The sequence below is a fragment of the Paenibacillus sp. SAFN-054 genome (assembly GCF_051966755.1).
Taxonomy (GTDB): Bacteria; Bacillota; Bacilli; order Paenibacillales; family Paenibacillaceae; genus Paenibacillus_AQ.
On sequence record NZ_JBQCKS010000001.1, the window covers coordinates 2,188,012 to 2,202,018 of the forward strand.

13 protein-coding genes are annotated in these 14,007 nt (G+C 52.3%); 1 reads left to right on the plus strand and 12 read right to left on the minus strand.

The window, feature by feature from the left end; all coding sequences use genetic code 11:
* Positions 1 to 11: 11 nt before the first annotated feature.
* The 11 genes from carB to lspA all read right to left on the minus strand — a co-directional run bounded on the left by carB (position 12) and on the right by lspA (position 12,697).
* On the minus strand, positions 12 to 3,227 hold the full coding sequence (gene carB, locus ACTHPM_RS10015) for a carbamoyl-phosphate synthase large subunit (RefSeq protein ID WP_440395020.1): 3,216 nt from the start codon (positions 3,225 to 3,227) through the stop codon (positions 12 to 14).
* 1 nt (position 3,228) lies between these two features.
* Positions 3,229 to 4,359: a carbamoyl phosphate synthase small subunit gene (locus ACTHPM_RS10020; RefSeq protein WP_440395021.1), complete on the minus strand. Its 1,131-nt coding sequence runs from the start codon at positions 4,357 to 4,359 to the stop codon at positions 3,229 to 3,231.
* Positions 4,360 to 4,483: 124 nt separating this feature from the next.
* Positions 4,484 to 5,764, minus strand: coding sequence for a dihydroorotase (locus ACTHPM_RS10025; protein ID WP_440395022.1), 1,281 nt, complete (start codon positions 5,762 to 5,764; stop codon positions 4,484 to 4,486).
* Between the two features lie 113 nt (positions 5,765 to 5,877).
* Positions 5,878 to 6,780 (minus strand): aspartate carbamoyltransferase catalytic subunit, encoded by a 903-nt coding sequence (locus ACTHPM_RS10030; protein ID WP_440395023.1) that lies wholly within the window; start codon positions 6,778 to 6,780, stop codon positions 5,878 to 5,880.
* A gap of 1 nt (position 6,781) precedes the next feature.
* Complete coding sequence (gene pyrR / locus ACTHPM_RS10035) at positions 6,782 to 7,339, minus strand: bifunctional pyr operon transcriptional regulator/uracil phosphoribosyltransferase PyrR (RefSeq protein WP_440395024.1); 558 nt, start codon at positions 7,337 to 7,339, stop codon at positions 6,782 to 6,784.
* Positions 7,340 to 7,632: 293 nt separating this feature from the next.
* The gene (locus ACTHPM_RS10040) at positions 7,633 to 7,884 is read right to left on the minus strand and encodes a twin-arginine translocase TatA/TatE family subunit (RefSeq protein ID WP_440395403.1); all 252 of its coding nucleotides are present in this window, start codon (positions 7,882 to 7,884) and stop codon (positions 7,633 to 7,635) included.
* Positions 7,885 to 7,969: 85 nt separating this feature from the next.
* Positions 7,970 to 8,782, minus strand: a complete 813-nt coding sequence (tatC, locus tag ACTHPM_RS10045; RefSeq protein ID WP_440395025.1) for a twin-arginine translocase subunit TatC — start codon at positions 8,780 to 8,782, stop codon at positions 7,970 to 7,972.
* A gap of 189 nt (positions 8,783 to 8,971) precedes the next feature.
* The gene (locus ACTHPM_RS10050; protein WP_440395026.1) at positions 8,972 to 9,613 is read right to left on the minus strand and encodes a FusB/FusC family EF-G-binding protein; all 642 of its coding nucleotides are present in this window, start codon (positions 9,611 to 9,613) and stop codon (positions 8,972 to 8,974) included.
* A 312-nt stretch (positions 9,614 to 9,925) separates the two neighbouring features.
* Positions 9,926 to 11,179: an LL-diaminopimelate aminotransferase gene (locus ACTHPM_RS10055; protein WP_440395027.1), complete on the minus strand. Its 1,254-nt coding sequence runs from the start codon at positions 11,177 to 11,179 to the stop codon at positions 9,926 to 9,928.
* A 100-nt stretch (positions 11,180 to 11,279) separates the two neighbouring features.
* Positions 11,280 to 12,203 (minus strand): RluA family pseudouridine synthase, encoded by a 924-nt coding sequence (locus ACTHPM_RS10060; RefSeq protein WP_440395028.1) that lies wholly within the window; start codon positions 12,201 to 12,203, stop codon positions 11,280 to 11,282.
* Positions 12,200 to 12,697 carry a signal peptidase II gene (gene lspA / locus ACTHPM_RS10065; RefSeq protein ID WP_440395029.1) on the minus strand — a complete coding sequence of 166 codons (498 nt, stop codon included), beginning with the start codon at positions 12,695 to 12,697 and terminating at the stop codon, positions 12,200 to 12,202. Before lspA ends, ACTHPM_RS10060 begins: the two co-directional genes overlap by 4 nt.
* Before the next feature lie 224 nt (positions 12,698 to 12,921).
* Between lspA and ACTHPM_RS10070 the strand changes: the two genes are divergently transcribed.
* The gene (locus ACTHPM_RS10070) at positions 12,922 to 13,668 is read left to right on the plus strand and encodes a TraR/DksA C4-type zinc finger protein (RefSeq protein ID WP_440395030.1); all 747 of its coding nucleotides are present in this window, start codon (positions 12,922 to 12,924) and stop codon (positions 13,666 to 13,668) included.
* A 5-nt stretch (positions 13,669 to 13,673) separates the two neighbouring features.
* Here ACTHPM_RS10070 and ACTHPM_RS10075 read toward each other — a convergent pair whose 3' ends face one another.
* Positions 13,674 to 14,006, minus strand: coding sequence for a DUF5665 domain-containing protein (locus tag ACTHPM_RS10075; protein WP_440395031.1), 333 nt, complete (start codon positions 14,004 to 14,006; stop codon positions 13,674 to 13,676).
* Position 14,007: the final 1 nt, after the last annotated feature.

Consider the following 14,007-nt stretch of genomic DNA (forward strand, 5'->3'; position numbering starts at 1 on the left):
CTTCACTCCTCCTATCGATCGGCGAATGCCGGCATCGAGGCGGATGAGAAATTAATTGTATCCAGCATGTTCAATAGTGCTCTAACGGTATCGAGCGAGGTCATGCACACGACTCCGTTCTCAACCGCTTCGCGGCGGATCCGGAATCCGTCACGCTCCGGCGTCTTGCCTTTGGTCAGCGTATTGAAGACAAACTGCGCTTCGCCGTTGCGGATCAAGTCGAGGATGTTCGGCGTACCGTCGCTGAGCTTTTGCACCGTCGTTACGAGAATGCCTGCTTCGCTAAGCGCTTGTGCCGTTCCGCCCGTCGCGTAGATTTTGTAACCGAGGCGTCTGAAGCCCTGCATCAGCTCAACCGCTTCATCTTTATCCTTGTCGGCTACCGTTACGATGATCGCACCGGTTGAAGGAATCTTCATCCCTGCGCCGATCAAGCCTTTAAACAAGGCTTTCGCATACTGCAGGTCGCGTCCCATAACCTCGCCCGTCGATTTCATCTCAGGTCCCAGCGTAGGCTCGACTCTGCGCAGCTTCGCGAAGGAGAAGACCGGCACCTTGACGGATACGTATTCGCTTTCCGGCCACATGCCTTCTTCGTAGCCCAGATCCTTCAGCTTTTTGCCGAGGATAGCCTGCGTGGCGAGATTGGCCATCGGAATGGTCGTCACCTTGCTCAGGAACGGAACCGTCCGGGAAGAGCGCGGATTAACTTCGATGACATAGACCTCATCTTGGTAGATGACGAACTGGATGTTCACCAGTCCGATCGTTTTCAGCTCTTTCGCGATCCTTGTCGTAATGCTGACGATCTTGTCTTTCAGGTGCTGCTCCAGATGCTGCGGCGGATACACCGCGATCGAGTCGCCGGAGTGAACCCCTGCGCGTTCGATATGTTCCATGATGCCCGGGATAATGACTGTTTCTCCGTCACAGATCGCGTCGACCTCAACCTCTTTGCCCAGCATATAGCGGTCAATCAGAACCGGATGCTCCGGATTGATCTTGACGGCTTCTTCCATGTAGCTCAGCAATTCTGCATCGGAGTAGACGATTTCCATAGCCCGGCCGCCCAGTACGTAAGATGGTCTTACGAGAACCGGATAACCGAGGGATTGTGCCGTTCCAACCGCTTCGTCAACCGAAGTAACCGTGCTGCCTTTTGGCTGGGCAATGCTGAGACGGGACAGCAGCGCTTCAAACTTCTTGCGGTTCTCGGCTTCGTCGATGCTTTCCAGGCTCGTTCCGAGAATCGGAACGCCTGCCGCGCTGAGCGGCCCTGCCAAATTAATTGCCGTCTGGCCGCCGAATTGCACGATGACGCCGATCGGCTTCTCCTGGTCGATGACGTTCATGACATCCTCGAAGAACAGCGGCTCGAAATAGAGTCTGTCCGAGGTGCTAAAGTCGGTGGATACCGTCTCCGGGTTGTTGTTGATGATAACCGCTTCATAGCCTGCCTTTTGAATCGCCCATACGGCATGCACGGTCGAGTAATCGAACTCGATGCCTTGGCCGATCCGGATCGGTCCGGAGCCAAGCACGACCACTTTTTCTTTGTTCGATTTCGTTACTTCGTTCTCGGTTTCATAAGTCGAGTAGTAGTATGGCGTCGAAGCTTCGAATTCGGCTGCACAGGTGTCAACCATCTTGTAAACCGGGCGCAGTTCGTGTTGCAGACGCAGTTCACGTACTTCCGCTTCTGTGGTGTAGGTATCCGCCAGCACCTGTGAACGGAGCTCGGCAATGGCGCGGTCCGTAAAGCCCATGCGCTTTGCCTCGTACAAGGTTTCGTAAGCGAACTCCTTCTGCTGGATTTGCGCTTCGAATGCGATCATGCCCTGCAGCTTGTCGAGGAACCACCAGTCGATTTTGGTCAGGTCCTGAATGGCCTGAAGTTCGAAGCCGCGGCGGAAGGCTTCCGCGATCAGGAAGATGCGCTCGTCGTCCACCTTGACCAGACGCTCTTTCAGCACCTCTTCGCTCAGCTCGTCGGTTCCCTTCAGATACAAGCGGTGTACGCCGATTTCCAGGGAGCGGATCGCTTTGTGAATCGATTCTTCGAAGGTGCGTCCAATCGCCATCACCTCGCCGGTTGCTTTCATTTGCGTACCCAGTTTGCGGTTGGCGTGAATGAATTTATCGAATGGCCAGCGCGGGATTTTGCTTACGATGTAATCCAGCGTCGGCTCAAAGCATGCATAGGTTTGACCCGTTACCGGGTTAGTCAGTTCATCCAAAGTGTATCCCAAAGCGATTTTGGCAGCCATTTTGGCGATCGGATAGCCGGTCGCTTTGGAAGCCAGCGCCGATGAGCGGCTTACCCGCGGGTTCACTTCAATGACATAGTATTGGTAGCTGTGCGGATCGAGCGCTAACTGCACGTTGCAGCCGCCTTCGATGTTCAAGGCACGGATGATCTTAAGGGATGCCGATCTCAGCATTTGATACTCGCGGTCGGACAGCGTCTGGCTTGGCGCCACGACGATGCTGTCGCCTGTATGCACGCCGACGGGATCGAAGTTTTCCATGTTGCAGACAACGATGCAGTTATCGTTCGCGTCGCGCATGACTTCATATTCGATTTCCTTCATGCCTGCGATGCTCTTTTCGATCAGGCACTGGCCGATCGGGCTGTAGCGAATGCCGGAGGATACCGTTTCGCGCAGTTCTTCTTCGGTTGCGCAGATGCCACCGCCTGTGCCGCCGAGCGTATACGCCGGACGTACGATGACCGGATAACCGACTTCTTCTGCAAAGACAAGAGCTTCTTCCAGCGTCGTTACGATGGTGCTCTCAGGAACTGGCTGTTCCAGTTCACGCATCAGTTCGCGGAACAAATCCCGGTCCTCGGCTTTCTCGATAGACGTCAGCTGGGTTCCGAGCAGCTTGACGTTCTCCTGCTCCAGAATGCCTGCCTTCGCGAGCTCGACTGCCATGTTGAGTCCCGTTTGGCCGCCAAGCGTCGGAAGCAGTCCGTCAGGACGCTCCTGGCGGATGATTTGCGTCACGAATTCAAGCGTGATCGGCTCGATATAGACTTTGTCGGCCATATTGGTATCCGTCATGATCGTCGCCGGGTTGCTGTTGATCAGGATAACCTCCACGCCTTCTTCCTTGAGTGCTTCGCAGGCTTGCGTGCCTGCGTAGTCAAATTCCGCCGCCTGACCGATAACGATCGGGCCCGAGCCGATTACGAGGATTTTCTTAAGCTGTTTATTAAGTGGCATATTAACGTTCTCCTTTCGCGGCTGCTGCAAGCTCAGCCTGGCGCGGGTTCGCCGGATTTTGCTGTTTGTGCTCCCGGATCATCTCAAGGAACTGATCGAACAGGTAGCTGTTGTCATAAGGTCCAGGTGCTGCTTCCGGATGATATTGGACGGTAAAGGCCGGATACTTTTTATGCTTCAGGCCTTCGATTGTTTTATCGTTGTTGTTGATGTGGGTGACTTCCAGCTCCGTGCCTTTCACCGAATCCTCTTTTACCGTAAAGCCGTGGTTTTGGGAGGTAATGTAGCAGCGGTTCGTTCTCAGGTCCTTCACTGGATGGTTGCCGCCGCGATGTCCGAACTTAAGCTTTTCGGTATCCGCTCCGCAAGCCAGCGCGAACAGCTGATGTCCGAGGCAGATGCCGAAGATCGGATATTCGCCAAGAAGCTCCTGAATGGTTCGGATCGCGTGAGGTACGTCTTTCGGATCCCCAGGTCCGTTGGAGAGCTGAATTCCGTCCGGATTGAGGCGGCGGATTTCGTCCGCAGTCGTGTCTTGCGGCACGACCACCACATCGCAGCCGCGAGCCGTAAGCTCACGCAGGATACCTGTCTTCGCGCCGTAGTCCACCAGTACGATCCGCTCTTTGGAGCCCGGGCTGCTGTAAGTATGTTTGGTGGATACGGTGGCAACCTGATTTGTCAGAATCGGGCTGGCCGCAAGGCGTTCTCTCAGCTCTTCAACCGATTGCGCCGAGGTCGTCAGGATGCCCTTCATCGTACCGTGCTGGCGGATCATGCGGGTCAGCATCCGTGTATCGATTCCGCTGATTCCGACGATGCCGTATTCTTTCAGCAAGCTGTCGACGCTGTATTCCGCGCGCCAATTGCTCGGCACGGTTTCATGGCGGCGCACGACGAAGCCGTGCACGAAAGGCGCAACGGATTCGAAATCATCCCGCGTAATTCCATAGTTTCCGATCAAGGGATAGGTCATGGTCACGATCTGTCCGCAGTAGGACGGATCCGACAGCACCTCTTGGTATCCGGTAATCCCTGTGTTGAATACAACTTCACCCGTTTTTTCACCTTCGGCTCCGAACGCGCTGCCCGTAAACAGTGTTCCGTCCTCCAGAAGCAATCTTGCCTGCATTCCACTCACTCCTCTGTCAAATACGTATGTTTGAGGATGCTGCTCTGCATAATTTTGCTTGGCAGCATTCTGCTTTTTCTATATCAAGTTATTGCACTTTATATGAACATCCGCAGCTTCCGGCTTAATCAGCCCAGACCACGCTGCCGTTCACCCAGGTTTTCACCGGCCAGCCCTTCAGCTTCCATCCGGTAAATGGGGTATTGCGTCCTTTGGTCGCGAATTCTGCCGGATCGACCTCTTTCTCCGTGACCAGATCGATCATTGTCAGATCGGCAGGAGCACCTTCTTCCAATCTGCCTGTGTCCAGGCCGAACACGTGGGCAGGATCTGCGGTCATGCGTCGCACCAGCAAGGACAGATCCCATTGTCCGGTTGCCACGAATTTCGTGTACAGGAGAGGAAAGGCTGTCTCGAAGCCCACGATCCCGAAGGGCGCCATTTCCATTCCTTTTGCTTTCTCCTCTTCCGTATGAGGAGCATGATCAGTAACGATGATATCCAGCGTTCCGTCCAACAGAGCCTCGATGCATGCCTCCACATCTCGCGGCGAGCGGAGCGGCGGATTCATTTTCCAGTTGGCGTCCAGTCCCGGAATATCTTCGTCGGATAACAGCAGGTGGTGCGGACATACCTCTGCGGTGACGTTGATGCCGATCGATTTCGCTTGGCGGATCAACCGGATCGACTGTTCCGTGCTGACATGACATACATGGTAGTGAACGCCGGTCGCTTCGGCCAGCAGAATGTCACGGCCGACATGAATGGCTTCCGATTCGTTTGGAATGCCGACCAGTCCGTGCTTTTCTGCGAACTTGCCTTCCGTTACGCAGCCTTTTTCAACAAGGGAGTTTTCTTCGCAGTGCGCAATCACCGGCATACCCAGCTCTGCGGCCATTCGCATGGCATCTTTCATCATCTGCGCATTTTGTACCCCTACGCCGTCATCGGTAAACCCGATTGCACCGGCAGCCTTGAGGGCCGCGAAATCGGTGAGCTCCCGTCCAAGCTCCCTAACCGTAATGGCTGCATAAGGGAGTACCTTGACAATCCCGGCCTCGCGGGCTTTTTCCAGCACCAAGCTTACTGTTTCCGGATTGTCTGTTACCGGCTTCGTATTCGGCATGCAGGCGATGGTCGTGAAACCGCCTTTGGCTGCCGAGCGGCTTCCTGTTTCGATCGTTTCCTTATGTTCAAAGCCAGGTTCGCGCAAATGGACGTGCATATCGATCAGGCCTGGGGTGACCAGCTTACCGGCTGCATCTGTGATGTCAGCGCCGGCTTGCGGCGTCCATTCCGAATCGCCGTCAATCAGGGTCCGGATAACCCCGCCCTCCAGGATGATATGCTTTTGGACCAGTTCACCTTGTTCATTCAACACGCTGGCATTTGTAATAATGTGCACGCTGCTTTACCTCCGCTCGTTGATTGGCTCTGTGGCTTCCAATCTATTGTATAATATTAATTCATATTTGTGTATATTTATTAGTGCATTTTTGTATAAATTGTTGCATTCGGTTATTTCAAAGCTCTTTCCATGACAGCCATCCGTACTGGAACCCCGTTGCTCATCTGGTTGAAGATGGCCGATTGTTCACATTCGACGACCGCGTCGTCAATCTCCACGTTTCGGTTTACCGGTGCCGGATGCATAATCAGCGTATGCTTGGAGAGTTTTGAAGCACGTTCCTCGGTCAAACCGTATTGCGCCCGGTATTCCTCGGCGGATTTCAGCATTCCCGTCGCATGGCGTTCAAGCTGAACCCGGAGCATCATGACCACGTCCGCCTTCAGCGCTTCTTCCATCGTGACATAAGGCGCATCGAGTTCCGGTGCCTGCATATTATGCGGCGCGCAGAATTTTACGTCTGCCCCGAATTTCCGGAGTGCCCAGAGGTCCGATCTTGCTACCCGGCTGTGCGAGATGTCGCCGATGATGGATACCTTCAGTCCCTGCAGCGTTCCGAATCTTCTCTTCATGGTGAACAAATCCAGCAGAGCCTGTGTCGGGTGCTCGTTGTTACCGTCCCCCGCGTTAATGAGAGGCACCGAAATCTTGCCGGCCAGGTCCTCAAGCACACCTGCCGGCTTCAGCCGGATGACGCCGGCATCGATGCCCATCGATTCCAGCGTCTTGACCGTATCGTAGATCGACTCGCCCTTCTCTACGCTCGAAGCCGCCGCTGCAAAGTTCAAGACCTGGGCGCCGAGCCGCTTCTCCGCCATTTCGAAGGAAAAGCGCGTTCTCGTGCTGTTCTCGAAAAACATGTTCGCTACAAAGCTTGTGCCAAGCACCGGAACAACCTTTTCCTGCTGCGCTTCCCAGAAGGCTGCCCGGTCCAGAATCGATTCGATCTCGCTGCGGCTGAGATCCTTCAGTCCGAGCAAGCTGCGTTCCTTAAGCTTCGTCATCGTCATCATGTTATTTCTCCTCCCGGTTTTGGAAAATCGTAACCTCGTCTTTACCATCCGTTTCCGTCAATGCGACTTCGATCTGCTCTGCCCTGGAGGTAGGCACGTTCTTGCCGATATAATCCGGCCGGATTGGCAGTTCACGATGTCCCCGGTCCGCCAGTACGGCGAGCTGGATCATTTGCGGTCTGCCCCAATCCATAAGCGCGTCCATGGCTGCCCGGATCGTCCGTCCGGTATACAGCACGTCGTCGAACAGGATGACTTTTCTATCTTCTATCTGCAGAGCCTTCAGCTCCTCATTTACGTTCATGGCCGCTTTCGGGTCCGTATCCTTCTGGTCATCGCGGTAAGGCGTCACGTCTATCGCTCCCCAGGTTACCGGCGTACCTTCGATTTCAAGGATTTTCGCGGCCAACCTTTCTGCAAGAAACTCGCCTCGTGTCTTGATGCCGATCAGAACGCAGTTTTCAATCCCCTTGTTCCTCTCCAGTATTTCGTGTGCAATCCGTGTCAGTGCGCGGCGGATCGCCGTTTCGTCCATAATGACATGCACTTCATTACTCATGCTCCACACTCCTTTTGTTTTGGGATTTTGACCACTTAATCACCCGTGAACATGCAAAAAACTCCTTGCCGCGGTAGGCAAGGAGTTAACGTCTCTAGATCATAGGACACAGAGGTATCCTCTTTCGGTTCCGCGCAAAAGTAGACATGCGCATGCCGCGAAAGTGAACCTCGGTTCACGTTACCTTGCCAGTCTCACGGGACTGATTTAAAGGTGCATATTTAACTACAGAGAATTATGACAGACGGGCCCCGTAATGTCAACAGGCTATGCCCTTTTTATTAAATGGAAGCTTATTCCGATAACTTGCGGGAAGGCTGCGGTTCAGCGGGAACAACGGCCGTGGATGCTTCGGAAGGGTTCTCCGGTTGTGTCCGGTTCCGGGAAGGCTGCGGCGAATCGCCAAATATCTCATTCATTTCCCTTTTCACTTCTCTCACCGTTTTGCCTGCGGCACGGCCGAGCCCCGGCAGCTTACTTGGCCCGAACAGCAGCAGCGCCAGCACTGCGAGCAGTATAAATCCCGGTACACCAATATCGCTCAGCATGTTGATATCCTCCTCTTGTACAGATGTGATCCTTTAGAATTAAAGGCTTGTCTAACCACTGCCCCGCTTGAGCGATAAAGCTTTAGACGGCTCCATAGTTCATACGGTCATTATATTTGGTATCGAGCCGCTGCTGTTTGCGGTAAACGACGCGTGACATCCATACGCTGATCTCGTAGAGCGCAATAAATGGCACCGATACGGAAATATGAGAAAAGAACTCGGGAGGCGATATCATGCATGCCACGAAAACCAGCACCATGTAGGACACTTTACGCATTTTCACAAGCTTGGAAGGGGTTAACACCCGGAGTCGTGTCAAGAGCATGGCAATGACAGGCAGCTCGAACGCAAGGGAGACCGGCACCACGATATTGGTGAGAAAAGAAAAATACTGGGCTATGCCGTACGTCTCCACGAGACCTAGGTTTTTCGTCGTTTCCGTCGTAAACCGGAAGGCCATCGGAAACACAACGAAATAAGCGAAGACGAACCCGATCACAATGAGCACAAATCCCGCGGGAATGTATTTCAAAGCTGCGGTACGCTCGTCCTTTCGCAAGCCTTTTTTCACAAAGCCCCAGATCTGGAACAGCGTAAATGGAACGGCCACCACCATGGACAGTGCAGCGGATAGATACATGTAAATCTTAATGCCGTCAAACGGGCTGAACGCATTCCAGGCCACAAGCGAGGCAGGCGGCCGGCTCTTCAGAAATTGCAGCACATCTCCGGTAAAGAACAGCGCGGTAATCATCGATACCAGAAAAACGGCGAGAATCCAGAACAATCTTTTCCGAAGCTCGGAAAGATGCTCCACATATTGAGACCAATTCAGACGATTCAGCAGGTAGATCAGCTCCTGTTTCCATAAGCATATGTCATTTTCATACATACCACTTTACCATTTTTGTTCTTGAAAATCACGAAGATTAAGTCTCCCACGGGAGACGTTTCAGCCAGTGCAACCTGCCTCTCCATGCATTCAACCAAAACCAAAGAAACCCAGTCTCTTGTATAAAAGACTGGGTTTCCCAACGTTAAAGCCGCTTAGGCAGCTTTCTCAGGAATGATACCATGTTGTTTATTTGCGAACGGAGTGAATGAACTTCTCCAGTGTTCCTGTATCGGTAATGACCTGATTGCAAGCCTGATTATCCATGCAAACGTATTGACCTACAGAAGAGAAATGATCAGGCGAATCCCCTTTCGTCTTGACCGAGAAGAAAGCCAGCTCCTGATGGCGATTGCAGAAAAGGCAATACCCTTTTTTGTTGGTCGGCGTAATTCTTCCTTCGATCCCGATAAACTGTCCCTCGAACGGATACACAATGAATAGCCTATTGGTCGCAACGTCGACCCAGCTTAGATACGTTAAGAAACGCATGTCGAAGGATTGCAGGTCAGGTACTTTTAATTTTTTATTCTTAGGAAAAAGCTTCTGAATCTGTTTCAGCGTAATTGGCGGAAACGGATCCATATAAGGTTCCAGTGCACTAAGATATCGCTGAAAATCATATGCCGTCTCGAAAGTCGATATTTGTTCCAGCATCTGCCGCTGTTCCCTTGTCAGGGAAGGGAAAGCCTCTGCAACGATCACAGCCGCGCGATATCTTACGGTCTCCAAAACCCTCCGGTCCGCGACGGATCGTAGTGTTTTTTGAAGGAATTCCGTTTGCTTCTTAATGACGTTATACTGATGGTTTCTAATAAATGGTGTACTCATAGCTCTTCAGCCCCTTATTTTTAATAAAAAATGCAATAAGGTGCAAAGCCTTTATTAGAAACGATAAAGTGTGATGTTCGGGCGATCGAATCCATTCTATCGCACCTCACGCAAAGTATCGCCCTAAGAATCAGGCTTTGCATGAGGACTTCCTAGCAAATGAGCAATTCAGCATTGCCACCGACAAAACCCCCTACAACAATGATGGGAGAAGTATAGCAAAGATTTCTAAGCCGTGCAATAAAACTGAAACCATTATACAAACGGACAGCCTTCTTGGCTGTCCGCATCTGGGTCCTTACTATGCGTTTCTTAAAATTCAAACTCCACATCGCTCAGACGGCGCTTGATTTCATCGATGACGCGCTGCTCGTCCTCTTCTCCGCTCGCAATAAACGTCACGGAGAATCGAACAAAGTGGCCGGCATCGTCCCAAGGGACGCTCGAGATAAGCTTTTCGCGGATCAGGAACTGGGAGAAATCCTCACCGGACTCAAAACGTGCACCGCCTTTGATTCCTTTCGGAGCCTCTACATACAGGAAGAAGGAGCCCTTCGGTTTCTCTGCCTTAAAGCCCAGCTCGTTCAGCGCCTCAACAAGCATTTCGTGGCGGCGGGAATACTTGGCCGCGATCTTTTCCGTAATTTGCGGATTGTAAAGCCCGTACGCAGCCGCTTTTTGAATCGCGATGAACTGTCCGGAATCGTTGTTGTCCTTCACATCGCCAAATGCTTTTACCACAAGCGGGTTACCTGCGATAAAGCCGATCCGCCAGCCGGTCATATTATACGATTTGGACAGGGAATGGAGCTCGACCCCAACGTCCTTGGCTCCGGGAACGGACAGGAAGCTAAGGGGCTTCAATCCGTCGTAAGTCAGTGCCGCATAAGGCGCGTCATGCACGATGACGACATCATGCTCTTTGGCCCACGCCACCACTTCGGCGAAAAATTGTGCCGTCGCGCTGGCCCCCGTTGGATTATTAGGATAGTTCAGATAGAACAGCTTGGCGCGCTTAGCAATATCCTCCGGAATGGAGCTTAAGTCAGGCAGGAAGTTGTTTTCTTTTCTAAGCTCAACGTTATAGACTTCGCCGCCCAGGTATTTGGTATGCGTCCCCATCACCGGATAGCCGGGAACCGTCATAATCGTTACGTCACCCGGATTGATGAAGCAGGAAGGCAGCATGGCCAGCGCCGGTTTGGAGCCGATGGAATGCAGCACCTCGGTTTCGGGATCAATGCCATCGACACTGAATACTTCCTTCAGGTAGTGGGCAGCCGCCTCCTTGAACTCGGCGATGCCGTTATCGGCATAACCGCGGTTTTCGGGCTTGGCCGCTTCTTCAGCAAGCTTGGCAACAATGCCTGCATCCGCCATCTCATCCGGCTCGCCCACTCCGAGGTCGATCAGCTCGACATCAGGAAAGTCCTTTTTTGCTTGAGCCTTGGCGCGCTTGATTTTTTCAAACTTATAAATCGCTGTATCTTTCCCATAATTGGAACCGCCGATCCGGTCCGCAAAATTGTTCTGAATATACGTATGTTGGTATTGTTCGATACTCATATCCTTGTTCATCTCCTATTTAGGCATCAAAAAATATATCCTAAATATGAAGGAATCCATGGCTGAGCGCCATGGACTAATTATCGTATCATTTGTACTTTCAACGACTGCGCAGGTTTGTAAGCAGTTCCATCATATCGGCAGGAATTTCAGCCGTAAATTCCATGTAATCTTCTGTCGACGGATGAACGAACCCAAGCACTTTGGCATGCAGGGCCTGTCCGTCCATTTTAATCCCTTTGCTCCGTCCATACACCGGGTCGCCCACAAGCGGATGTCCGATGAACTTCATGTGCACACGGATTTGATGCGTTCGCCCCGTCTCAAGCTGCAGCTCGAGCAGCGTGTAATCGCCGAAACGCTCCAGCACGGCAAAATGCGTGACCGCATGCTTGCTGTTTTTGTCCGTAACGACGAACATTTTGCGGTCCTGCGGATCGCGGCCGATCGGCGCATCAATTGTCCCCTGATCATGACTTACGTTGCCATGAACCAAAGCGACATATCGGCGCGTCACGCTGTGATCCTTAAGCTGAGCGGCGAGCGACGCATGGGCTTTGTCATTCTTGGCTGCCATCAGCAGTCCCGAGGTATCTTTGTCAATACGATGCACAATGCCGGGACGAAGTTCGCCGTTAATACCGGATAAGTCCTTACAGTGATACATCAAAGCATTCACAAGTGTTCCCGAAGAATGTCCAGGTGCCGGATGCACGACCATGCCTCTCGGCTTATTAACCACGATCACGTCGCGGTCTTCATAAGCGACATCGAGTGGTATATCCTCAGGCACAATTTCAACAGCCGAAGGCTCGGGAACCGATACTTCCAGATGATCCCCTTCCGACAGCTTATAGTTGGCTTTGACCGGATTACCGTTGACCTTGACATGACCAGATGTGATCCATAGCTGAACCTGCGATCTGGACACATCCTCTTCCCAGGATTCGGTGATATACTTATCGATCCGCTCCTTGGCGTATGTCTGGTCAATCACCCACTCCCTGATCTCCGTTTCACTCACACCATTTCATTCCCTTCCTCTGTACTGCTCTCCGGTGTCGGTTTATTCAAATCGATCAGCGAATCCAAAATAATCAGAGCGACCCCCACCACAATGCAGGAATCGGCGATGTTGAAGATCGGGAACGTATAGCTGCCGAAATTAAACATCAAAAAGTCGACCACTTCGCCGTTAATCGCCCGGTCGAGAAAATTACCGATGGCTCCGCCGAGCACGAGACTTAACGCAACGGGAAGCAGCTTGCGCGACGAGGACTTTCTTACCTTCTGCATGTACCAGATGATGGCGATGACAACAACGAAGGTAACCACGATGAAGAACCATCGCTGGTTCGGCAATATCCCGAAGGCTGCGCCATTGTTGCGGCTTGAAGTAATCAGGAAAAAGTTACCGATCACCGGTATTTCCTGCCCGATCTCCAGTTGCTTCGCAATGACATATTTCGTTCCTTGATCCACTAAAAATGCGATTAAAGCGAGTATGTAATACCACACAGCACCAAGTCACTCCGTTCTTATTAATTAGGCCCTGTAATAGGACGGCTTCATGTCATGTAAACACCTGTTCATTGTAGCACAGCACGTCAGAAATCGTCCATTAACGTCCATCGGCGAGAAGATTTTCCTCCTCTAAAATGCCTTCATTCGGCACATTCTAGAATGGAAGGTATGCTCTTAAGCGGCACTGCCGCGCCGCAAAAGGAAAGGGGCCTGTAATGATGCAGCATCTTACCGATTCACAGCTCAAGCATTTGCGTTCCCTGCTGGATGATCAGCAGCAATCCATACAACAGAAGGATCAGGACAACGACCATTACGGAATGGACGAATCGATGCGGGATCAAACCGGCGAATTGTCCCATTTCGATAACCATCCCGCCGATGTAGCCACGGAGCTGTATGACAGGGAGGTCGACCTCTCGCTTCAAGATCATGACGATCATCAATTGGATTCGATCCGGGATGCCTTGGCACGCATGGACCAAGGAACCTATGGCGTATGTCCGGTGTGCGGGAAGCCGATTCCCTATGAGCGGCTTGAGGCCGTTCCCACTACGGCCTACTGCGTTGAGGATACCCCCAAGCAGCACGTCTCGGATTACCGGCCTGTGGAAGAGGATTTTCTTATGCCTCCATTTGGACGCACAAGCCTGGACGAACGCGACGATCAGAACGGGTTCGACGGCGAAGACACCTGGCAGGCGCTCGAGAACTTCGGCAGCTCCAACTCCCCGGCCATGGCTGAAGGCAACAATATCCACAGTTATAATGAAATGGAAATTGAAGCTTCCGAGGAGCTTGAAGGCTGCGTCGAGCCGCTGGAAGCCTTCGTTGCCACGGATATTTACGGCAATCTGATCGATATCGTACGCAATCAGGAGTACCGCAGGTATATCGACAGCGGCGAGGGGATCGACATGCGTCAGCTCGCCGAGGAAGAAGAAGACGAAGAGGAATTCTACTGAGACTCTTAATACGTATTCAGTTCAAGCTGTCGCTGCACGATGCGCACGATGTCCGCAATGTAATCGCCGATAATGGGCAGATTGAGCGCCCCCAGCACCTGAAGCACGTAAATGATGGTGGCTGCGAAAAACGTAAAGCCGATCGCTATGCCGACACCCCGCGCTGTGCCCGAAAGCAAGTTGAGCCAGATCAGACGCCAAGGCTTGTGAAGAAGCTGCGTATAGTCGGCAATGCGGGATCTCTCCATTTGTTCGGCTATACTTGCCGTAAGTGTATAAATTCGGCTAAGCGATGGTTCATCCTGCACAGGATCCGCTTTTTGCTGTTCATGCTCCATT

What these genes read in the sequence shown, in the direction of transcription:
- carB (WP_440395020.1), bottom strand. Translation starts at nt 3,227, where the DNA reads ATGCCACTTAATAAACAGCTTAAGAAAATCCTCGTAATCGGCTCGGGC.
- ACTHPM_RS10020 (WP_440395021.1), bottom strand. Translation starts at nt 4,359, where the DNA reads ATGCAGGCAAGATTGCTTCTGGAGGACGGAACACTGTTTACGGGCAGC.
- ACTHPM_RS10030 (WP_440395023.1), bottom strand. Translation starts at nt 6,780, where the DNA reads ATGATGACGATGACGAAGCTTAAGGAACGCAGCTTGCTCGGACTGAAG.
- pyrR (WP_440395024.1), bottom strand. Translation starts at nt 7,339, where the DNA reads ATGAGTAATGAAGTGCATGTCATTATGGACGAAACGGCGATCCGCCGC.
- tatC (WP_440395025.1), bottom strand. Translation starts at nt 8,782, where the DNA reads ATGTATGAAAATGACATATGCTTATGGAAACAGGAGCTGATCTACCTG.
- ACTHPM_RS10050 (WP_440395026.1), bottom strand. Translation starts at nt 9,613, where the DNA reads ATGAGTACACCATTTATTAGAAACCATCAGTATAACGTCATTAAGAAG.
- ACTHPM_RS10055 (WP_440395027.1), bottom strand. Translation starts at nt 11,179, where the DNA reads ATGAGTATCGAACAATACCAACATACGTATATTCAGAACAATTTTGCG.
- ACTHPM_RS10070 (WP_440395030.1), top strand. Translation starts at nt 12,922, where the DNA reads ATGCAGCATCTTACCGATTCACAGCTCAAGCATTTGCGTTCCCTGCTG.
- ACTHPM_RS10075 (WP_440395031.1), bottom strand. Translation starts at nt 14,006, where the DNA reads ATGGAGCATGAACAGCAAAAAGCGGATCCTGTGCAGGATGAACCATCG.